At 65.0% G+C, this 19,934-nt stretch carries 17 protein-coding genes; 6 read left to right on the top strand and 11 right to left on the bottom strand.

The window, feature by feature from the left end:
• Positions 1-51: 51 nt before the first annotated feature.
• The 6 genes from OHB26_RS10870 to OHB26_RS10845 are packed head-to-tail and all read right to left on the bottom strand — an operon-like array spanning position 52 to position 7,884.
• Positions 52-720: a hypothetical protein gene (locus OHB26_RS10870; RefSeq protein WP_330184058.1), complete on the bottom strand. Its 669-nt coding sequence runs from the start codon at positions 718-720 to the stop codon at positions 52-54.
• A complete protein-coding gene (locus OHB26_RS10865) occupies positions 717-2,387 on the bottom strand; it encodes an ABC transporter family substrate-binding protein (protein WP_330184057.1) in 1,671 nt (556 codons plus the stop codon). The genes OHB26_RS10870 and OHB26_RS10865 overlap by 4 nt, the downstream gene beginning before the upstream one ends.
• Before the next feature lie 55 nt (positions 2,388-2,442).
• Entirely contained in the window at positions 2,443-4,107 is a 1,665-nt protein-coding gene (locus OHB26_RS10860; RefSeq protein WP_330184056.1) for an ABC transporter family substrate-binding protein, read from the bottom strand.
• A gap of 11 nt (positions 4,108-4,118) precedes the next feature.
• Positions 4,119-5,990 carry an ABC transporter ATP-binding protein gene (locus OHB26_RS10855; RefSeq protein WP_330184055.1) on the bottom strand — a complete coding sequence of 624 codons (1,872 nt, stop codon included), beginning with the start codon at positions 5,988-5,990 and terminating at the stop codon, positions 4,119-4,121.
• A complete protein-coding gene (locus OHB26_RS10850) occupies positions 5,987-6,910 on the bottom strand; it encodes an ABC transporter permease (RefSeq protein ID WP_330184054.1) in 924 nt (307 codons plus the stop codon). The genes OHB26_RS10855 and OHB26_RS10850 overlap by 4 nt, the downstream gene beginning before the upstream one ends.
• Positions 6,907-7,884 carry an ABC transporter permease gene (locus OHB26_RS10845; RefSeq protein ID WP_330184053.1) on the bottom strand — a complete coding sequence of 326 codons (978 nt, stop codon included), beginning with the start codon at positions 7,882-7,884 and terminating at the stop codon, positions 6,907-6,909. Before OHB26_RS10845 ends, OHB26_RS10850 begins: the two co-directional genes overlap by 4 nt.
• A 189-nt stretch (positions 7,885-8,073) precedes the next feature.
• Between OHB26_RS10845 and OHB26_RS10840 the strand changes: the two genes are divergently transcribed.
• Positions 8,074-8,874: an HAD family hydrolase gene (locus tag OHB26_RS10840; protein WP_330185582.1), complete on the top strand. Its 801-nt coding sequence runs from the start codon at positions 8,074-8,076 to the stop codon at positions 8,872-8,874.
• A 170-nt stretch (positions 8,875-9,044) separates the two neighbouring features.
• Here the strand turns inward: OHB26_RS10840 and OHB26_RS10835 are convergent, their stop codons facing one another.
• Positions 9,045-11,309: an N-acetylmuramoyl-L-alanine amidase gene (locus OHB26_RS10835; RefSeq protein WP_330184052.1), complete on the bottom strand. Its 2,265-nt coding sequence runs from the start codon at positions 11,307-11,309 to the stop codon at positions 9,045-9,047.
• Positions 11,310-11,480: 171 nt separating this feature from the next.
• Here OHB26_RS10835 and OHB26_RS10830 point away from each other — a divergent pair, with 171 nt between their 5' ends.
• Complete coding sequence (locus OHB26_RS10830; protein WP_330184051.1) at positions 11,481-12,788, top strand: SpoIID/LytB domain-containing protein; 1,308 nt, start codon at positions 11,481-11,483, stop codon at positions 12,786-12,788.
• 41 nt (positions 12,789-12,829) lie between these two features.
• Here OHB26_RS10830 and OHB26_RS10825 read toward each other — a convergent pair whose 3' ends face one another.
• Both OHB26_RS10825 and OHB26_RS10820 read right to left on the bottom strand, forming a co-directional pair.
• A complete protein-coding gene (locus OHB26_RS10825) occupies positions 12,830-13,657 on the bottom strand; it encodes an MBL fold metallo-hydrolase (protein WP_330184050.1) in 828 nt (275 codons plus the stop codon).
• Between the two features lie 168 nt (positions 13,658-13,825).
• Positions 13,826-14,326 carry a MarR family winged helix-turn-helix transcriptional regulator gene (locus tag OHB26_RS10820; protein ID WP_330184049.1) on the bottom strand — a complete coding sequence of 167 codons (501 nt, stop codon included), beginning with the start codon at positions 14,324-14,326 and terminating at the stop codon, positions 13,826-13,828.
• Between the two features lie 102 nt (positions 14,327-14,428).
• Here OHB26_RS10820 and OHB26_RS10815 point away from each other — a divergent pair, with 102 nt between their 5' ends.
• Positions 14,429-15,358 carry an EamA family transporter gene (locus tag OHB26_RS10815; protein ID WP_330184048.1) on the top strand — a complete coding sequence of 310 codons (930 nt, stop codon included), beginning with the start codon at positions 14,429-14,431 and terminating at the stop codon, positions 15,356-15,358.
• Between the two features lie 40 nt (positions 15,359-15,398).
• On the top strand, positions 15,399-16,037 hold the full coding sequence (locus tag OHB26_RS10810) for an NAD(P)-dependent oxidoreductase (RefSeq protein ID WP_330184047.1): 639 nt from the start codon (positions 15,399-15,401) through the stop codon (positions 16,035-16,037).
• 63 nt (positions 16,038-16,100) lie between these two features.
• On the opposite strand, the gene OHB26_RS10805 is transcribed toward OHB26_RS10810, so the two are convergent.
• A complete protein-coding gene (locus OHB26_RS10805) occupies positions 16,101-16,832 on the bottom strand; it encodes a S1 family peptidase (protein ID WP_330184046.1) in 732 nt (243 codons plus the stop codon).
• Between the two features lie 140 nt (positions 16,833-16,972).
• Between OHB26_RS10805 and OHB26_RS10800 the strand changes: the two genes are divergently transcribed.
• Entirely contained in the window at positions 16,973-17,770 is a 798-nt protein-coding gene (locus OHB26_RS10800) for a MerR family transcriptional regulator (RefSeq protein WP_442942905.1), read from the top strand.
• Between the two features lie 139 nt (positions 17,771-17,909).
• The gene (locus OHB26_RS10795) at positions 17,910-18,506 is read left to right on the top strand and encodes a hypothetical protein (protein WP_330184045.1); all 597 of its coding nucleotides are present in this window, start codon (positions 17,910-17,912) and stop codon (positions 18,504-18,506) included.
• A 1-nt stretch (position 18,507) separates the two neighbouring features.
• On the opposite strand, the gene OHB26_RS10790 is transcribed toward OHB26_RS10795, so the two are convergent.
• Positions 18,508-19,728, bottom strand: a complete 1,221-nt coding sequence (locus OHB26_RS10790; RefSeq protein WP_330184044.1) for a hypothetical protein — start codon at positions 19,726-19,728, stop codon at positions 18,508-18,510.
• Between the last annotated feature and the right edge of the window lie 206 nt (positions 19,729-19,934).

Below are 19,934 nucleotides of genomic sequence, written 5' to 3'. Positions count from 1 at the left end.
GTGTGTGGATCCCGGCCGAGATGCGCGCCGGTGCTGGCCTCCGTCGCAACGTCAGCTGGGATCGGACCCCCGGATCGCCGAAAGCCACACCGCGGTAGCCGCCCCCACCAGGGTCGCCGCGGTGAAAGCCATCGGCCCACCTCCTGCCACATACACCCATAGCAAGCCCACGAATGGCCCGACCACCGCCGACTGCGCATCCAACAGCAATCGCCGCCCATACCGCGCGACCCGCACCGCGGTCAGTGCCGCCCCGTCATCCGGCCGAGCCGGATTGTCGATCAACCGCCCCACCGGCTCCGCACTCCGCAATCGCCCCGACGGATAAGCCCGCACCCCATCCACTGTGATTGTGCGCCCGGCCAATTCGGCATTCCCCTGCGTAAGCGTCACCAGCGTCGGATCGAAATACACCGGCAGCCACCGCGTCCGCCCACCCGTGGTGAACTCCAACCACGACCGACTCACCAGCCGATGCTGCTGCCGCACCCGCCGCACGCCCACATCCCGGCAGCCCGCCCGCCGCGGCAGCCCCACCGGCAAATACCCGAACGCGCTCGCGAACTGAAAAGCGCTGTACCCCAAAATAATCAACGCCACCGTACCGAGCATGGCAACCTGCTCCGAACCGCCGAACGGCGCCCAAGCGAGGCAAATCGCGAGAGCGCCGATCGTCACAACGGCCGGATAGGTCAATGGATGACCTGTCCGGAAAGTCACTTGAGGAAGCCGATTTTCGTGTAGTCGGGGGAGGCCATACCGAACGCGCCCCAGTTGGCCAGGTTGACGCGGGTCGCATGGGTGCCCGCAGCCTGGTTGAGCGGGAGGGAATGCACCTCGGCCCAGATCATCTGATCGGCCTTGTTGGCCATCTCCCGCGCCTTCGCCGGATCCAATTCCTGGAGGATCTGGTCGATGAGGGTATTGAGTTCGGGCGAGCCGATACGGGACTTGTTGCCCTGCCAGTTGGCCGGATCGTAGTAGTAGATCTGACGCAGCGCGCCCAGTGGGAGCGTGCCACCCACCAGGCTGTACTGGGCGAGATCGAAGTTACCCGGATCGATCACATTCGTGAACAGGCCGTTGCCCGGCACGGTCTGGATGGTGAGCTTCACGCCGATCTTGGCCAGGTTGTTCTGGATGATCTTGGCGGTGTCCACCCAGGCGTCCTGCTGGTACATGACATCGCGGATCTCCAGCTTGCGGCCGTCCTTCTCCCGGGTATCACCCTTCAGCACCCAGCCGAGGGCGTCGAGATCCTTGGCGGCAGCGTCCAGATTGAAGGCCACGACCTCCGAATTATCCTGGTAGCCAGTCTGTCCCGCCATGTAGATGTGATTGTCGAGCTTCTTCGGGTCGTCGACGTAGCCATGCTGGAAGTTCTCCACAATGGTCTGCCGGTCGACCGCCTTGGCGATGGCCTGGCGCAGCTTCACATCCTCGAGGATGGAGCCGGGCGCCCCATTGAAGGCGACCAGCGAGAAGGTGGCTTCGGGTGCTCGCCGGACCTCCACGTTCGGTGTATTACGCGCGCCTACAACCATTTCCAGACCGGATACCGTGGCCTCGTCGAGCTCATTGTTCTGAATGGCGGGTAGCACCGCGGTGTGGTCGAGCACACTGAAGGTGATGTTGTCCAAAACCGGTTTGTCGCCCCACCAACTGGGGTTGCGGCTGAGGGTGATTCGGTTCTGGGTGCGATCCAGATTGCTGATCATGAAGGGTCCCGCGCTGACGGGCAGGCTGTTACGCGCCCAGTCGTTGAAGGCTTGCGGGGATTCGGTATCGGCCTTGGGGTACAGCACGCCGAAGAGTCCCTGCCACTCGCCGTAAGGTTTGCTGAATGTGACGACGGCCTGCCGGTCGTCGGCGCCCCGTTCAACCTTGCCGACCTGGTCGTAGCCTTGAGTACCGGCGACCTGATAGTTGTTGTCGGTGGCGTTCAGCGCCTTCCACTGCGACTGCATGTCCTCCCAGGTGATGGGAGTGCCATCGGTCCAGACCGCTTTGGGGTTGATCGTGTAGGTGATCGTCTGCGGGTTGGTGGAGGTCATCTGGATGTCGGTGAAGTAATTGTGATCGACGGTCAAGACACCGGCGGCGTCGCTGACGAACGCCTGCGGCAGTGTCGGAGCGATGACATCGGTGGTGTCGGTGGTATTGCCGTCGACGTGCAGCCCGTTGAACGACTCCGGGAAGGCGGACAGTGCCAGTCGTAGATTGCCGCCCTCCGCCAGGTCCGCTACCGGATGCGGGTTGACGGCATTGGTGCTGCCGATCTCGGCTTTGCCGCTGCCGCCGCTGTCATTGGCGCTGCAACCGGTCACCACCAGACCCAATGCGACCATGGGAATCGCGAATCGTATGACTGTCGAACGTATCCGCATGGATCGCTCCTTCCGCCGGGGGACGGCTCGTCGGTACTTGTAGGGCTGCCGAAAGTTACTTCAAGAACCCGATCGTGGTGTAGTCGTAGGAAGCCAATCCGGGGGCACCATAATTGGCCAGGTCGGATCGGACGCCGAAGTTACCTTCGTTCTGAACGAGCGGCAGCGAATGACCTTCCTCGAAGACCTTGCGATCCACTTGGTTGGCGAGTTCGATGGCCTTCTCCGGATCCAGTTCCGATAGCGTCTTGTCGATCAGCTCATTGAGTTCGGGTGAGCCGATGCGTCCGAAATTGGCCTGGAGATTGTCCGGGTGATACCCGTAGATCTGCGGTATTCCGTTGAACGGGAACGCATCACCCTGAAATACGAATTGACATACATCGAAATCACCGGGCTGGATGACATCGGTGAAATAGCGGCTGCCGGGTCGGGTGTCGATGGTGAGTTCGACCCCGACCTTACCCAGATCCTGCTGAATGAGCTTGGCGATCTGGACCCAGGTGTCGTCGTTGTACATGACGTCCCGAATCACCAGGCGCTTACCGTCTTTGACTCGACCGTCGCCGTCGCGTACCCAGCCGAGCGCGTCGAGTTCCGCTGCGGCGGCCCCGGGATCGAAGCCGAGGCTGTTGTCCTGATACCCGTGCTGGCCGCGCAGGAAGATGTGGTTGTTCAGCGGGGCGGGTTTGGTGGTCAGGCCGTTCTGCATGGTGTCGGCGATCCGTTGCCGATCGATGGCCTTCGAAATGGCCACGCGCAGTTGCTGATCGGCGAGGATGGAGCCGGGGGCGCCGTTGAATGTGAAGTGGCGCCAGCGGTTCAGCGGTGCCTGTCGAATAGTGAGGCCGGGGACGGCGCGCACATTCTGCAGATCGTTGATGGTGCGCAGCAGGGCCGCGTCGATCTCCTTGTTCTGCAAGGCCTGTGTCCAGGCATTGCTGTCCAGCACCCGGTAGACGATGGTGTCGAGTTTGGGGGCGCTACCCCACCATTTCGGGTTGTGGGCCAATGTGATCAGGCCGGAGGTGCGGTCGGCGGAGCGCACCACGAACGGCCCGCCGGTGAGTCCGATCGCGTCGATCTCGGACCTGTTGAATGACTCCGGGTCGGCCGTCACCTGTTTGGGATACAGCATGGAGTTGCCCGCGAACTGGCCGCGCCAGTCGGCATAGGGCTTCTCGAAGGTGATGATCGCCTGCCGGTCGTCCGTCCCGCGCTCTACCTTGGCGACCCGGTCGAAGCCATTGGATATGGCTATCAGATAGCGAGTGTCCTTGCCACTCAGCGCGTGTGCCTGCGCTGCGATGTCCTGCCAGGTGATCGGAGAGCCGTCCGACCACACCGCCTCAGGGTTGATGGTGTAGCTGACGACCTGCGGATTCGTGCTGGTCATCCGCACGTCGGTGAAGTAGTCGTGGTCGACCGTGAGGTTGCCGGAGGGGTCGGTCAGGAATGAGCGGGGCATGAGTGGTTTGACCAACTCCGCGATTTCGCCCTCATTGCCATCGATCTGGAGGGTGTTCCAGTTGGCGGGGAACGAGGTCATGGCGAGCCGGAGATCGCCGCCGTCCCGGATGTCCTCGCGCACATGTGGATTGATATCGGCCGTGATACCGAGTTCGCCAGTGCCCGTGGCGGTGGTATCACCGCCACCGCAGGCCACCAGCGCCAATCCGGCAGCCAAAACGACTGCGGCGCAACCTCGTCCGCTACGCATCCGACACCCTCCTACCGGGTCGCTACCGGAACGGGCACCGCGTCGATCAGGGCGCGGGTGTATTCATGCTCCGGAGCAGAGAAAACGCGTTCCGCCGGACCGTATTCGACTATCTGTCCTCGATACATGACCGCGATGTCGTGCGCTAGATTTCGCACCACGGACAGGTCATGTGAGACGAACAGATATGACAGACCACGCTCTGTTTGCAGGTCACGCAGCAGATTGAGCACACCCGCTTGGATCGAGACATCCAGTGACGAGACGGGTTCGTCGAGAACGAGCAGCTCGGGATCCAGCGCCAACGCCCGAGCCACATTGATGCGCTGCTTCTGGCCGCCGGAGAAGTCCGCCGGATACCGATCGGCATGTTCGGGGCGCAGTCCGACCTGCTCCAGCAGCTCCGGCACCCGCCTGTTGATCTCATCGCGCGAGCGACCGTTGATGCGCAGCGGTTCGGCGATGGCGTCGGAGATGGGTAGGCGCGGATCGAGTGAGGACGACGGATCCTGGAAGACGATCTGCATCTTGCGGCGGATCTCGCGACGCTGCGGCTTGGTCAGCGTGGTGACATCGTGGCCGAGGATCTCGATACTGCCGCCCTCCGGCTTCAGCAGATCCATGATCTGCGTGAGTGTGGTCGACTTGCCGGACCCCGATTCGCCCACCAGCGCAAGGGTTCTGCCCGCACGCACCTCGAAACTGATGCCGTCCACAGCCTTCACCTCACCGGTGGTGCGGCGGAACACCACACCCTTGGTGATCGGGAAGGTCTTGCGCAGCTCGGTCACCTTCAGCACCACCTGGGCGGTATCGATCTCGGCGACCTCCTCCGGTGTCTCGATCTCCTTGCGGTAGGCCGTGAACAGCTCCTGGGTGCCGATCTCCGCGGTGCGAATGCAGGCCGCGCGGTGCCCCGGACTCGTGTCTTCCAGCGGTGGTTCGGCGGCCATACAGTCATCGATGGCGATTGGGCAGCGTGGCGCGAAGGAGCAGCCGGGCGGCAGATTGTGCATGGCGGGTGGTGAGCCGACGATCGGGATGAGTGCGGCGCGCGCCGGACCGTCCATGCGTGGGATGGAGCCGAGCAAGCCCACCGTATACGGCATCCGCGGGGTCCTGAAAAGCTCTGCTGCCGGTGCGGTTTCGACGATTCGCCCCGCGTACATGACGGCCACGCGATCGGCGAGGGTGGCGGCGATACCCATATCGTGGGTGATGAAGATGACCCCCGCGCCGGTGATATCGCGCGCCTTGCGCAGCAGGTTCAGAATCTGCGCCTGCACGGTCACATCGAGGGCCGTGGTCGGCTCATCGCAGATGATGAGTTCGGGATCGTTCGCAATGGCCATCGCGATTACCACGCGCTGACGCATGCCACCGGAGAACTCGTGCGGAAAAGCCTTGGCACGCACCTCGGGATCGGGGATGCCCACCAAATCAAGCAAGTCGATCGCCTTTGTGGCGGCTTCGTGCTTGCTCATTTTGCGGTGTGCCAGCAGCGCTTCCGCGATCTGATCGCCGATCCGATAGACCGGGGTGAGCGCGGACAGCGGGTCCTGGAAGACCATGGACACGCTACTGCCGCGCAGTGTGGACATCTGCTTGTCATCCAAGCCCAGCAGCTCCCGGCCGCGCAGTCGAATCGACCCCTGCACGCGCGCCTGTTCCGGGAGCAGACCCATGATTGCCATCGAAGACACCGATTTGCCGGAGCCGGACTCGCCCACGATCGCCAGCACTTCACCGTCGTTGACAGCGAAGTTGACTCCGCGCACCGCATCAACGCGGCCTTCCTCACCAGGGAAGGACACCCGCAGGTCGCCGATCTCCAGCAGCGGCGCGGTGGTGCGCCGCTTCTCGGCCGCTGTGTCTTCGCTCATTTCTCAGCCTTCTTCCGCGACTGCTTGGCCCGCGCTTTCTTCGCGCTCGGGTCGAAGGCGTCGCGCAGTCCGTCGCCCATGAGGTTGGCGCACAACACGATGGTGATCAGAAAGCCGCCGGCGAACATGAACGTCCACGGGTACGTCAGCGCGGACTTGCTGTAGGTGCCGATAAGCGAGCCCAGTGACACATCAGGCGGCTGCACGCCGAATCCCAAGAAGCTCAAACCGGTTTCGGCCATGACCGCGCCGCCGACCGCGAGGGTGGTGTCGATGATCAGGATGGACGCGATATTCGGTACCACGTGCGTGGTGATGACCGTCCAGGTCGATGCGCCCATATACCTTGCGGCGCGCACGAATTCACGTTCACGCAGGCTCATGGAGAGGCCGCGGATGATGCGGGCGCTGATCATCCAGCCGAATCCGGCGATCAGGAAGGTCAGCAGGAAGACCGAGCCATTGCCCTTGGTCTTTGGAGCGAACAGCGCGATCATGATGAAGCTCGGGACCACCAGCAGCAGGTCGACCAGCCACATGATGGCCCTATCGGTCCAGCCGCCGAGTAGACCCGCCACCGATCCGGCGACGGTGGCGATGACGGCCCCGATGATCGCCGCGCCGAAGCCGATGACCAGTGATTTCTGCAAACCTCGCAGCGTCTGCGCGAGAACGTCCTCACCGAGCGAGGTGGTGCCGAACCAGTGTTTCGGGCCGGGTGGCTGCAACTTCGAGGTCGGGTCGATATCGGTGTAGCTGTACTGGATGAAATGTGGCAGCGCGAAGGCCACCACGAACAGGAGTATCAGCACGATTGCGGCGGTGACCGCGATCTTGTTGCGCAGGAAGCGCCGCCACACCAGTTTGCGTCGCCCCGTCGCCTGCGGCGCACCCTGGACGATGATCTCCACATCTGTCATCCGACACGCACCCGGGGGTCGAGGAACGCGTACACGACGTCCGAGAGCAGGCCTGAGAGCAGCACCACCAGACCCGCGAACACGGTCACCGTCAGCACGATATTTATGTCCTGCGCGTTGATCGCGTCCACCAGCCACTCACCCACGCCATGCCAGCCGAAGATCTTCTCGGTGAAGGTCGCGCCGGTGATGAGACCGCCGAAGCTGTAGGCGAACAGCGTCGCCATGGGTATCAGCGCGGTGCGCAGTCCGTGTTTGTAGAGGGCGCGGCTACGGGTGAGGCCCTTGGCGCGCGCGGTGCGAATGAAATCGCTGCCCAGCACATCGAGCATCGCATTGCGTTGGTAGCGGCTGTATCCGGCCATGGCTCCGAGTGCGAGGCCCAGGGTGGGGATCACCAGGTGCTGTGCGCGGTCCACGATCTGATTCCACAGGCCGTGCACCTGCGTCGCCGAGGTTTCACCTGTGTAGAGGAAGATTTGCTTCCCGGTGGACAGGTTGATCTCCAGCGCACCGTATTTCAACAGGGTCGCGAGCAGGAATACCGGTGTGGACAGCAGTAGCAGCGAGATGACGGTGCTCAGATAGTCACTGAATTTGTACTGGCGGATGGCATTCGCCGCACCGATGAGCACACCCAGCACCGTGCCGACCAGCGAACCGATGATCAACAGTCGCAGGCTCACCCCGATCCGGCGCGGCAGCTCCTGACTGACCGGCTGTCCAGCGAGCGTCTTGCCGAAGTCGCCGTGTACGACGTCCCCCGCCCACGCCAGATACCGCTGCGGGATCGGATCATCCAGGTGCAGCTCGGCACGTTTGGCATCGATGACCGATTGCGGCGGTCTCGGATTGCGCTGTTCCAGGTAGTCCAGTGGCGTGAACGTGAGGGACGCCACGGTGAATACCAGGAACGACGCCAGCACGAGCAGCACGACATAGTTCAGCGCGCGTCGCAGGAGAAAGCCGGCCATCAGTCCCTCTCGGGTCGAGTTCTAAGCCCAGATCATAGGGACACCTGTGGATAACCGTGCGTTACGGACAGCAGTGGCGGGTAACGAGCCTGCAGCCAATGGCGGGCAATTCGCGCAGCGTTCGCATTTCGGGCCCGGATTTCAGGCAGGATGGACTAGGTGACTCTCTTCCACCTGCCCAAACCCAAGATGGTCGCGACCGATGTCGACGGAACCCTCATCGACAACGGTGAGCAGGTGAGCGCGCGCACGAAAGCCGCGATCGACGCCCTCATCGCGGACGGTGTGCCGTTCGTGCTCGCCACCGGTCGGCCCCCGCGTTGGATCGATCCGGTCGTCGACGGACTCGGGTACGCACCGCTGTGCGTATGCGGGAACGGCGCGGTCATCTACGACAGTGCCTCGGATCGGATTCTGTCCACGCGCACGCTCGATGTGGAGACTCTCGCCTGGGCCGCGGATCTGGCCGAAACCCTGCTGCCCGGTTGTGGACTCGCGGCCGAGCGGGTCGGGGCGACCGCGCACGATGCGGCGACCCCGCAATTCGTGAGCTCCCCCGAGTACGAGCACGCCTGGCTGAATCCGGATGACACCGAGGTCTCACGCGCCGAGGTGATCGCCGCGCCCGCCATCAAGATGCTGATCCGGTTGCCCAGCGCCACCAGTGGTGCGATGCGCGCGATTCTGGAACCGCATCTGACGGGCCGCGCCGATCTCACCTATTCGACGGACAACGGGCTGATCGAGCTATCCGCCCCCGGCGTGACCAAAGCGACCGGTCTGGCCAGCGTTGCCCAGCGCCTCGGCGTCCAGCACACCGCCCTGATTGCCTTCGGCGACATGCCGAATGACGTCCCCATGCTCAAAATGGCGGGCCACGGCGTAGCCATGGGCAACGCCCACCCCGAGGCGATTGCCGCCGCCGACGAGGTCGCCGCCGCCAACCACGAGGACGGCGTGGCGCAAGTCCTCGAGCGCTGGTGGGTCTAACCGCCGCGGTCGAACACGGGTGCCCCCATGGCCTCGATGAGCATGCGCCCCGCGTCGCCCCGGCATGCGCCCCTGTCGTCGCGGCTTGCGCCCCTCGTCATCCCGGCATGTTTTTGGCCGGGATCCACATCCATCAGTGGATTCCCGGCCAATTCGTCGAGCGCTGAAACCTAGGGCCCCGCAGCGGGTTCCGGAACCGCCGCCGGAATCGGCTGCGCCTGCTGGGCATCGCCGAGCACGGCCGGAATCGGCGCGGGCCCCTGATTCTGCCCTCCGCCGAGGTTCTGCAATACCGTCGTCACGATCCCGGTCAGCTGGCTGAAGATCAGTGACCCGTTCTGAAAATCGGTCCGCACCCCGTCCTGGACCGGGTACTCCCCACTGGTCGGCAGTCCGAGCATCCCGGTGCCCGCCCCCAATTGCAGGAAGCGCTCGAGAATCTTCCCGACCACCGGGAACACCTGCCCGTCCGGCCCGGAGTACAGGTACCCGTTCACGAACTGCGCGTACTGCCCGCCGTTCCCGGTCGGCTGCGGCTCCGAAGTCGCCTGTCCCATCGGACCATTCGGCCCGCCGGAGGCCTGGTAGTACTTGGCCACCGGGCTGGTGTCGAGCATGCCGAGCAGCTTGGTGGTCAGATCCGCGAGCGTCGCCAGATCCGCCTCGCTGTTCGGATTGCTTTGCGGCTGTTGATTATTCGCATTGCGCTGCGGACGAGTCTGCGTCGGCCGCTGCGGTTGCACCGTGCTCGGTGTAATCGGTTTACCCGCCACACTTTCGGCGATGGAACGGATCCGGTCCATCAGGTCGTACGCCAGATCGCCTGGGCACGTGGTGTTTCCGACATCCCGGTGCGCGAAGATGTTCGGCAGCTGCACGGCCTGTCCCAGGGCGTAGCGCGTGTAGTCGCTGCCCTCGGAGTACATGGTGGTCTTGCCCTCGGGATCGATTCCGGCCACCTTGGAACGCCAGCCGATGAAGTTGCCCATCGCCTGAATGGCTTCCTCGGTCGGCGGCTCCTCCTCGTGATTGCCCATGAAGGCGACGCCGGCGGTGTTGATATTGAATCCGCCCGCGTGCGCGCCCTCGACGGGGCGATCCAAGCCGCCGAAGCGGCCTTCGAAGATCTGCCCGTACTTGTCGACGAGCGCGTTGTAGCCGATATCGCACCAGCCCAAAGTCTTCGCGTGATAGGTGTAGATGGCGCGCACGATGCCCGCGGATTCGGCCGGGGTGTAGTCATTGCGCCCCGCGGTGTGGTGCACGGTAATGCCATTCACGCCGTCGTCGTAGGTGGGTTCCTCGCAGCGCAGGGATTCGTCCGCGCCCCACTGCGCGCGGCTGATCACCTTGGGGCCACCACCGGGCAGCGGCGCGGCGACGCGATTGAGGTTCTCGTCGAGCGCGCCGCGGCCCGGATCGATGAGGATCGCGGCGAGTTTCTCCAGGTTGATCTGCGCCGGGTCACCGGAGTGATCGGTGAACGGGGCCGCTTCGGGACGCCCGGGAACGGCCTGGGTATCCGGATTCGCGGGCGCGAGCGGCGCGGCGGCATCGGGATTCGCGGCGGGGGCGGGTGCGGGCGCATCGGAGTTCACGGGTGCGACCGGTGCCTGCGCGTCCGGATTCCCGGGTGCGTCGGGCGCGGGCGGCACGGCCTGGGCGTCCGCGGGCGCGTTCACCGGCCGCACGGCGTTCTTGCGCGTCACCAGGATCTGCACGGCTTTGGTTACGCCGACATAGATCGGTTCGGTGCCGCTGCGTCCGGGCTTCTTGCTGGGCGTATCAACCGCTTCGGTGGGATACCAGGGCCCCCAACCGCCGTCGGCGCGTTTGGCGCGAATGAGTGCGGTGGTGCCGATCAGCTCCGGCGCGGTGAGCGCGACCATGCTGAAGGGGGTGTCTCGACTGAGCTCTTTGACCTGCGCGCCGACCTTGTCGACCAGCTCGTCCGGGACGGCATTGGGGGTCAGGGCGGGAGTGGTGGGATCACCGATGATCTTCGGGACGTTCTCGTATTGCGTTGCAGCGGAGGGATTTCCGGCCCCGGGTTGATTCGGCCCGGGTGCGGCGATGAAGCCCGGCGAGCCGCCGGGCTTACCTAGTCGCGGTAACGGAATCTCGCTTGGCAGCCCGAACCCCGGCACCAACCCGGGCGGGACCTTGATCGAGGCGGGCAGTGGCAACATGCGCAGATCCGACAGGTGTAGATCGGGCAGATTCAGCCCGGTGAGTTCGTGCAGCGGCAGCACCAGATCGGGGGCGGTGGCGAGCGCCACCTCGGCCATTTCCGCTGGTATTGCTGCCAATTTGCTTTCGTCGGTGGGCCGGATGTCGGGGGAGTCACTCAGCGCCAGGATGCCGAGGGGCGCGGTGATCGCCAGGGCGGTGACAACCGGGAGAACATATGAGTGTTTCGTTCTGCGGTACGGCACGAGCAGCTCCCATTCGACGTAAAACCGTTGCGGATCGCCGGGATGCCGAGGTTGCGTCTCGACGAACCAACGATCACACTAGTCCCAACTGTCACAATCCCTGAACGTGTGGTTGAGGATTAGCTTCGGTAACTCGAATGTAGCTTCGGCTATGAACAGAATGGGTATGACATGCCGAACGGGTACTTACGCCAACGCCGGAGACGGCTACGACTACTGGCCATATCGCTGGCCGCGGGCACCGTTGGCGGCACCACCGCCGGTGTGCTCTGGGCCTGGCCGGACAGCGAATACGACTTCGTCAGCAGCCCCGGTCACGGCCGCGGCCTCAGCCAGAACGGCGCGTTCGACCGCGCGGTCGGCGGCAATACCGCCGAGACGATCCTGGCCCACTACTACCCGGGCGCGGCGCTGGATACCGTCGCCGCCACACCGGTCCGTGTCCGGCTGATGGGCTTGGACGGCAAAACCCTCGACGTGGAGTCCGAGACCGGGCTCTATGTCGCCGGCCGCCGTGTGGTCCCGGGCCAGGCCGCCCACCTCACCCCGACCGCTACCGGCGCGGATGTCACCATCACCAGCGGCTGCGACGGCGAGGTGCTCTGGGAGGGTTCGACGGACGACCCGTACGCCTATCCGCTGGAGAACGGCGCGAATCGGCCTCTCGCCGAACAGCTCGAGCTCTGCGAGGGCTCGAATTATCGCGGTGTACTGGGCGTGGCATTGGACGGCAACGAATCCCGTGTCATCAATGAGGTGGATATCGAGGACTATCTCCGCGGTGTTGTCCCCGCTGAAATGGTCCCCAACTGGGCCGATGAAGGCGGCGCGGAAGCCCTTCGCGCGCAAGCGATCGCGGCCCGCTCCTACGTCCTGGCCGAACAGCGCTACCCCTATGCGCAGACCTGCGACACCACCGACTGCCAGGCGTATCCGGGCACCGATCGTGAGGATGCCCGCACCACCGCCGCCGTCGAGTCCACCGCCGGGCAGGTCCTGGTGTATGACAACCACATTCTGCGCGCGGAGTACTCCGCGGCCCCAGATGCCGGAACCCCCAGCATCGACAATCTCGAGGTCGGGCCCGCGCTGAGCGAATTCCAATCCGCCCCAACCCTTGTCGATCCGACGGCCCCGACCTACACCGACCCGTCTGCGACCGATCCGTCGTACACCGATCCGTCTGCGACCGATCCGACCTACACGGACCCGTCTGCGACCGATCCGTCGTACACGGATCCGACCTCGGCCGATCCGGCAGCCCCGAGGGGTTCGACCGCGCCCACGCCCCGGGATCTCGCCGAGGCGGTCACCCCGCCGCTGCTCAAGGCCCTCGAAATGCTCTCCAACGCACAGTATTCGGTCAATCCGAGGCCAGTACTGAACCCTGGAATCCCCGGCAATACGGCCGCCCCGAGTACCGCCTCCACCCCGACGCCGCCCACCACCACCGTTCCGCTGTTCTCCGGCCCGGCCTGAGGTCCGAGCCCGATCCGCAGGTGGAGTTCGAACCGCCCGCGCTACTCGCCGTCCGCCGTTGCGGCAGCGGCCAATTCCGCCGCGACGGGATCCGCCCCCAGCGGCACCAGCCAGCCCAATCCGGCACCCGGCTCGAATTCCGCCATACGCGCGGCCAATTCGCCCTTCTGCTCCTCGGTGAGCGAATCCGCCTGCCCGCGCAGCCGCTCCACCGCCTCGCGGTACATCACCAGATACTTCCGCTGTGCGGCAAGCAATCCGGCATCCCCGGCGGGCCCATGCCCCGGGTACAGCGTCAACCCGGCGAGCTCCGTGCCGAGCCGCTCCAGCGCCGCCAGCCATTCGGTCGAATGCCCGTCCGTCATATAGGAGTGCACCCCGCCGAAGGCGAGATCCCCGATGAACGCGACCCGCTGCTCCCCACCACGTACGAGAATCCAACTGTCAGCATGACTCTCACCTGGACCGACCTCGTGTACGGTCACCCGCACGCCACCGATCTCCACGGCCGAACCGCTCTCGACGAGGGTCTCCGGTACGCGGTACCGATCCGGCCACTCCGCGCCGTAGGTCGGACCCCACTGCGCCCGCTTGGCATCGGCGCTGTCCGCGATCACCTTGGCCACGGCGGCGGTCGAGTACACCGGCGTCTCCTCGGAGACCACGTACGGCAGCCCGTTGAAGTGATCCGGATGCGGATGCGTCACGAACGCTCCCACCACCGGCTTGCCGAGTTGCGCGATCTTCTCCTTCAGGGCCCGCGCGTCCGAGACCAGCAGCGTGGAGTCGATCAGTACGACCGCCTCCGCCGTCTCCACCAGGTATCCGTTCACGAAAATCCCGTTCTCCCCGGCCGTGAATGTGTGCACCTGAAACTCCTGCGACATGGTCTTCTTCCCTTCTCCGTTGCGGTGAAGACGAAGTTAGAACCGCCATCTCCCCACCGCCAGAAGGCACTTCGAAGTACCCATACCCGCGGCCGCCCCGAGCTCTCGCGCCATAGACACCGCGGCCTTCCCCAACCCTTTTCGGCGTTTTCAGGTCAGGGAGATATCGCCGAGGGATACCGACAGGGTGCTCAGGAGGGCTCGGAGCTGGGTGCGGTCGGTGGGGGAGAGGGCTGCCAGGAGGCGCTGTTCGTTGGCCATGTGGAGGGGGAGGAGTTTGTCGACGAGGTCGAGGCCCTCCGGGGTGAGGGCTACTCGGATGGCTCGGCGGTCGACGGGGTCGGGGACGCGGGTGACCAAACCCTTTGCGGTGAGGCGGTCTATGCGGTTGGTGATGGCTCCGGAGGTGCGCATGGCCGCCTTGTTGAGGGCGCCGGCGGTGAGGCCGGTATCGCCGCCGGAGCGGCGGAGGGTGGCCAGGACGTCGAACTCCCAGAACTCGACGCCGTAGCCGCGGAAGAAGTCGGCCAGGTCGCGCTCCAGGAGCTGGGCGAGGCGGTTGATTCGGGCGACGATCTCCATGGGGGAAACGTCGACGTCAGGGCGTACTTCTCGCCAGGCTGCGGTGATCTGGTCGACTGCGTCGGGCACCGGGATCCTCTCAACGGAAATAATCTCAGCGTTAAGATACTTGACGCTGAGGTATCTCGATGGTTTTATTTCAACGTTGAGATTATCAATGAGGAGCTGACGATGACCATCACGACCCGCACCAGCGTCACCGGCTACGCCGGGACCCTCGCGCTCACCGGGCTCGCACCGCTGGTGTGGGGATCCACCTACGCGATCACCACCGAATTCCTGCCGCCGGACCGCCCGATGTTCACCGCGCTCATGCGCGCCCTGCCCGCCGGACTGCTGCTGCTCGCCATCACCCGCAAGCTCCCGCACGGCGAATGGGTATGGAAGGCAGGGGTTCTCGGCGCACTGAACATCGGCGCGTTCATGCCGCTGCTGTTCCTGGCGGCCTACCGGCTGCCCGGCGGCGTCGCCGCGGTCCTCGGCGCGGCCGCACCGCTGATCGCCCTCGGCTTCGCGGCCCTGGCCCTCAACGAGCGGCTCACCACTCGGAAAATCCTTGCGGCCGTTATCGGAATCGCCGGAGTCGGACTGGTGGTACTGCGCGCTTCGGCCGCCCTCGACACTCTCGGCGTGATCGCCGGACTCGGCGGCGCGGCATCGATGGCCGCGGGCACCGTCATGACCAAGCGCTGGGGACGCCCCGAAGGCGTCAAGCCACTCGCCATGACCGGCTGGCAGCTCACCGCGGGCGGGCTCATGCTGATTCCGATCGCCTTCTTCGTCGAAGGTATGCCGCCCGCCCTGGATGCCCGCAATATCGCCGGCTACCTGTACCTCGGACTCATCGGAACCGCGCTGGCATATGCCATTTGGTTCCGCGGCCTGGCTCGCGCCAATGCCACCTCGGTCGCCTTCCTCGGCCTGCTGAGCCCGCTCTCGGCCGCCGTCATCGGCTGGATCGCCCTCGGCCAGTCACTCGCGCCGCTGCAGGTGCTGGGTATGGCCATCGCCCTCGGCGGCACCCTGCTCGGCCAGACCGCCACCGCGCCCAAGCCCGCGATCGAGCCGGTGGCCAAGGACACCGCCCGCGTCGCCGCCTGATCCAGACACTCAACCAACTCATCGAAGGAGTTCAGAAGCCATGCGTATCACCGTTTTCGGAGCCACCGGCGGAGTCGGCAGCCGGGTCGTCACCGAGGCCCTGAGCCGGGGACATCAGGTCCGGGCGGTCTCCCGCGATCCCGGTAAGGTGCGCGGCCTGCCCGCGGAGGTCATGGTGCTGGCGGGTGATGCCACCGATGCCGAGCAGATTCGCTACGCTGTCGCGGGCAGTGATCTGGTGATCAGCGCCACCCGCCCCGGCAGCGGCAATGAGCACGAACTGTCCAAGGTCGCCGCCGCACTGCTGGAAGCCTTGGCGGACAGTGATATTCGCCTCCTGGTGGTTGGCGGGGCGGGCAGCCTCACCGTCCCCGGCACCGGCGCGATCCTCACCGATCAGCCCGGCTTCCCCGCCGAACTCATGCCGATCGCCAGCGCCTGCAACGACCAGCTCGCGGTCTTCGAGAACTCCGGTACCGCCGTCGACTGGGCCTACCTCAGCCCCTCGGCCGTGCTCGAGCCCGGCGAGCGCACCGGCTCATATCGACTCGGCGCACATGAACTCATCTCCGATGACCAAGGCGATTCGGCGATTTCGATGGAGGACCTCGCGGTGGTCCTCCTCGACGAGGCCGAACGACCCAAGCATCACCGCACGCGATTCACCGCCGGATACTGAACAACGAAAAGGCGCGGGCCCCGAAACATTCGGGGCCCGCGCCATTTTCGTATCGGAGGTGGATCAGAAGGGGCGGAACCCCGCACCCGCGCCGCCGTGCCGATCGATATCGGCCAGCACCATCGAGATGGTGGTGGACAGCTCCGGCTCGTGGATCAGATCGCCCGCACCCTTGCACGCCGGTAGTTCGATCGAGACCGGCCCGGCATCGAAATCGGTTCCGGCGACGACCATTCCGACCAGGCGATCACCCAGCAGCACCGGTGCGCCGGAGTCGCCGTGATTGGCGCAGACCTGACTGCGGAACCAGTTCGGCGTGGTCTCCCAGACCGGACCGCAGGTGTAGCCGGTGGTGCGACCGTTCTTGCAGGCGATGTCCCCGATCGCCGGCGGGGCGCCGACGCTGTTGATCACCGACTGCGCGACCTGCTTGGTCGGATTCACCCGGGCGGGATCGAAAACGATGACGGCCCAGTCATTTCCGGCACTCTTCTCGGAGATCACGCCGATGCCGCCGCTGCGGGTGTACTCGGCGGCGATGCGCGCGCCGACCTCACCGCAGTGTCCGGCGGTAATCCCGACCAGCTTGCCGTCCCGGTCGTAACCGATCGAGGTGAGGGTGCAGTCGGCGGTGCTGTTCGGATCGTCGAGCTGCTCGACATAGATGCCCGAGCCCCCGCCGAGCGTCACCGGCGGCGCGGCGTCGGCCGTCCCGGAGAACAGCACGGTGGTGCTCAGCGCGGTGACGGCAATGGCCGCCCAGGACAGCATGCGGGCGCGGCCCGTTACGAACATTGGTTCCTCATCCCCCGGAAAAGAATCGAGCGGCGCGACGAATACCGGTCTCCGCCAACGCGCGGGGCGATCGTGTCACGCGCCGGATCACTGAAGCAAGTCTGTTCCTGAACTAACCTTGACTTTGACGCTACGTCAACTTGCATGCTGAATTCATCGAGGTGAACAAGGGAGTGGACGTGCAGGGAACCGAATGGTCGATCCAGGATTTGGCCAAGGCCGCCGGGACCACCAGCCGCACCCTGCGGCACTACGGTGACCTCGGATTGCTGACGCCCAGCCGGATCGGATCCAACGGATATCGCTATTACGGCCAGCAATCCCTCATCCGGCTGCAACGGATCCTGCTGCTGCGTGAACTCGGGCTCGGCCTACCGGCCATTGCCGAGGTACTCGCGGGAGAAAAGGACACCGCCGCGGCCCTGCGCACCCATCTGGAATTGCTGAGACAGGAGCAGAGCCGGATCGAACGCCAAATCGCCTCGGTACACACCACATTGCGGAAAACGGAAGCGGGTGAGCCACTCATGGCCGACGAAGTGTTCGACGGATTCGACAACAGCGAATACAAGGACGAGGTGATCGAAAGGTGGGGCAGGGACGCCTGGGAGAGCGGAGATCGCTGGTGGCGGTCCATGACCGAGGACGAGCAGAAAGCCCATGTCCAGGCACATCTGGATATCGCCGCCGACTACGGGCGGGCGCATGCCGCCGGACTCGCGGTCGACAGCGATGAGGTGCGGGCCATCGTCCAGCGCCACTACGACTGGGTGACCATCGGCTGGCAGGGTAAGCGCCCGAATGCCGAGTACTTCACCAATCTCGGTGAAATGTACGTGGCGGACCCGCGATTCGCGGCCAACTACGACAGGTACGGTGCGGGCACCACCGAGTTCGTGCGCGACGCCATGCTGGCCTATGCCAGCGCGCGGCTCTGATTCGGATAAGCGGCAACCCCTTTCGGCCATAGCATCGGAAGGGGTTGCCGCCGTGCTGGTCACAGGAGCCGAATATGGCATCGCCGGTGTCGGTGCCGCGCGGTAAAGTTCGCGCCAATCACAGCCGGGGGAGGGCGCCATGAGGTATCCGTACGGTCAGCCGGAGTATCCGGGGCAGGGGCAGCCCGGGTATTCCCAACAGGGTTATCCCCAACCGGGTTTCGGATATCCACAGCCGAGCTATCCCGGTTACTCAGGTAGTTATCCGACCCCGCCCGTCAGCGGATCAACCGCTATCGGCGCGGCCGTTATCGCGCTCGTCGTCGGTGCGCTCGCCGGATTCGGCGGCCTGTTGAAGACCGCCTTCGGCAGCATCCTCGTATCGAGTAACTCGACGGATGGCTACTACAGCTCATCGCTCGCGGAATCGTCCAAAACCGCGATCATCGTGGGCGTCTTCCTCATGGTGCTGGGCGTGCTGTGGCTCGTCAGCGCGCTACTGCTGATCGCCCGCAAGACGGCCGGGCGTGTGCTGCTGATCTTTTCCACCACGATGGGCATGGTGGGCACCGCGGTTGGAATGGTCACCGATCCGGACCTTTCCGATCTGGTCGGATTCGCGATCGAAGGGCTGATCCTCGTTCTCGCCGCGGTGCCGCCAACGGGTCGATGGCTCGCGGCGGATAAGAACCCGCCGCCCGCCGTGCCCGGATATATGCCCTACCCCTACGCCTGAATCAGGCTGCGCACATGGACTGCATGACGCCGCGCAGGATCGGCATGCCGTAGGTGGTGGGTGCGAAGGCCAGGGTCTGCGCGATCCCCAGCGGGGTGGTGATGGTGGAGGCCACACCGGTGAAACCGGCGATGGTGCTGCCCACGGTGATGAGCAGGCTGGTGGTGTCCAGGGTGAGCGTGATCAGGTCGAAAGCGTTCTCCACCTTCACATCCGCGAGCGGGACCGTATTGAGCGCCTTGCCCTCGTAGATATCGAAGCCGAGGTTGGCCAGGAAGGTCAGCGGCCCGTAGTCCATGGCGTTCACCAGCGGACCGAGCTGTTCGATCCGGCGCATGGTGACCACGTCCGCGACCCGGTTGTCCCGCAGGAACCCTTGCAGCGCATCGGCATTGGCCTGCACCGCGGCGGGATCCACCGGAAGACCGGCGGTTTGGGTGAGGAAGGCACGCGACCGCTCGACCAGATCGGAGGTCGTGAGTTCGGCCAGCGGCGTGCACGTTCCATCGGCCTTGACCAGCTGATCGGCCAGATCGATCAGCGGCTGCGGTACCGCCACATGCTCGTCCGGCAGCTCCAGCCGCAACTTCTCGTAGGCATTGGGCGCGTTGCAGTTCCGGGTCAGCTCCGCCTGCACCGCACGGGCCAGGGACTTCACGCCATTGAACAGCGCGCCGACGATCGGCTTGAGAATGAAGCCCGCGGTCGGCACCAGGCTCGCGGCCAGCTGCGCCGGAATCTTCACGATGCGGGTGCCGAGGATGAACACCTCGACCACATCGGCGACGGTGATCTGGGACAGCGACACGGTCTTGTCGATACCGCCCGTACGAATCGCGTCCAGGCTGTTCACCAGGTACGACACGATCGGATCGTCCAGGAATTCGAGGCGGTCGCCCGTCCCGACCGGGCTGGTGGGCAGGCCGCGGCGGTGTACGTGCACCGCGGCGACGCTCTGCCGGAAGTCGTTCACCTGCTGATCGAAGGCGGCCAGCTGACCTGCCGGAACAGCGGTCCGAATGGCGCTGGCCGAATTGGTGACAATATCGTCGAAGCTTGCCGCGCCGTTGCCACAGAGACCGACCGATTCGGCCACCGGCATCGAGGCCAGCGTCTCGCTATCGGCTCGGGCCGGGGCAGCAGCCGGAATCAGGGCGGCCGTACTCAGTAGCGCCGAGAGGGTGAGTGCGCCCACGAGTGGGGCGAGACGGGGGAACCGCATGGTCATCAAGGTCTTCCGGTCGAGCGAGGGGGCACGGCCGCGTACTGGTGGCACGGCTACAAACTGGACGGACGTTCAGTCCGGTGCGTATGTAATACAGCTCTCATGAATCGCCTGTCACCGCTTTGGTGAATATTCGGCAAATACCTCGACAAGACATCCCACTCAGCGGGATGACGACCGGGCATACCCGTCGTATCCTCGCG

It is taken from the genome of Nocardia sp. NBC_01503 (assembly GCF_036327755.1).
In the GTDB taxonomy this organism is placed as follows: Bacteria; Actinomycetota; Actinomycetes; order Mycobacteriales; family Mycobacteriaceae; genus Nocardia.
Note: the sequence above shows the minus strand (reverse complement) of the source record. Positions and strands in the feature narration are given on the sequence as shown.

Coding starts and splice junctions, on each gene's coding strand:
- OHB26_RS10865 (WP_330184057.1), bottom strand. CDS start 2,387: ATGCGGATACGTTCGACAGTCATACGATTCGCGATTCCCATGGTCGCA.
- OHB26_RS10860 (WP_330184056.1), bottom strand. CDS start 4,107: ATGCGTAGCGGACGAGGTTGCGCCGCAGTCGTTTTGGCTGCCGGATTG.
- OHB26_RS10855 (WP_330184055.1), bottom strand. CDS start 5,990: ATGAGCGAAGACACAGCGGCCGAGAAGCGGCGCACCACCGCGCCGCTG.
- OHB26_RS10850 (WP_330184054.1), bottom strand. CDS start 6,910: ATGACAGATGTGGAGATCATCGTCCAGGGTGCGCCGCAGGCGACGGGG.
- OHB26_RS10845 (WP_330184053.1), bottom strand. CDS start 7,884: ATGGCCGGCTTTCTCCTGCGACGCGCGCTGAACTATGTCGTGCTGCTC.
- OHB26_RS10840 (WP_330185582.1), top strand. CDS start 8,074: ATGGTCGCGACCGATGTCGACGGAACCCTCATCGACAACGGTGAGCAG.
- OHB26_RS10830 (WP_330184051.1), top strand. CDS start 11,481: ATGCCGAACGGGTACTTACGCCAACGCCGGAGACGGCTACGACTACTG.
- OHB26_RS10815 (WP_330184048.1), top strand. CDS start 14,429: ATGACCATCACGACCCGCACCAGCGTCACCGGCTACGCCGGGACCCTC.
- OHB26_RS10810 (WP_330184047.1), top strand. CDS start 15,399: ATGCGTATCACCGTTTTCGGAGCCACCGGCGGAGTCGGCAGCCGGGTC.
- OHB26_RS10805 (WP_330184046.1), bottom strand. CDS start 16,832: ATGTTCGTAACGGGCCGCGCCCGCATGCTGTCCTGGGCGGCCATTGCC.
- OHB26_RS10795 (WP_330184045.1), top strand. CDS start 17,910: ATGAGGTATCCGTACGGTCAGCCGGAGTATCCGGGGCAGGGGCAGCCC.
- OHB26_RS10790 (WP_330184044.1), bottom strand. CDS start 19,728: ATGCGGTTCCCCCGTCTCGCCCCACTCGTGGGCGCACTCACCCTCTCG.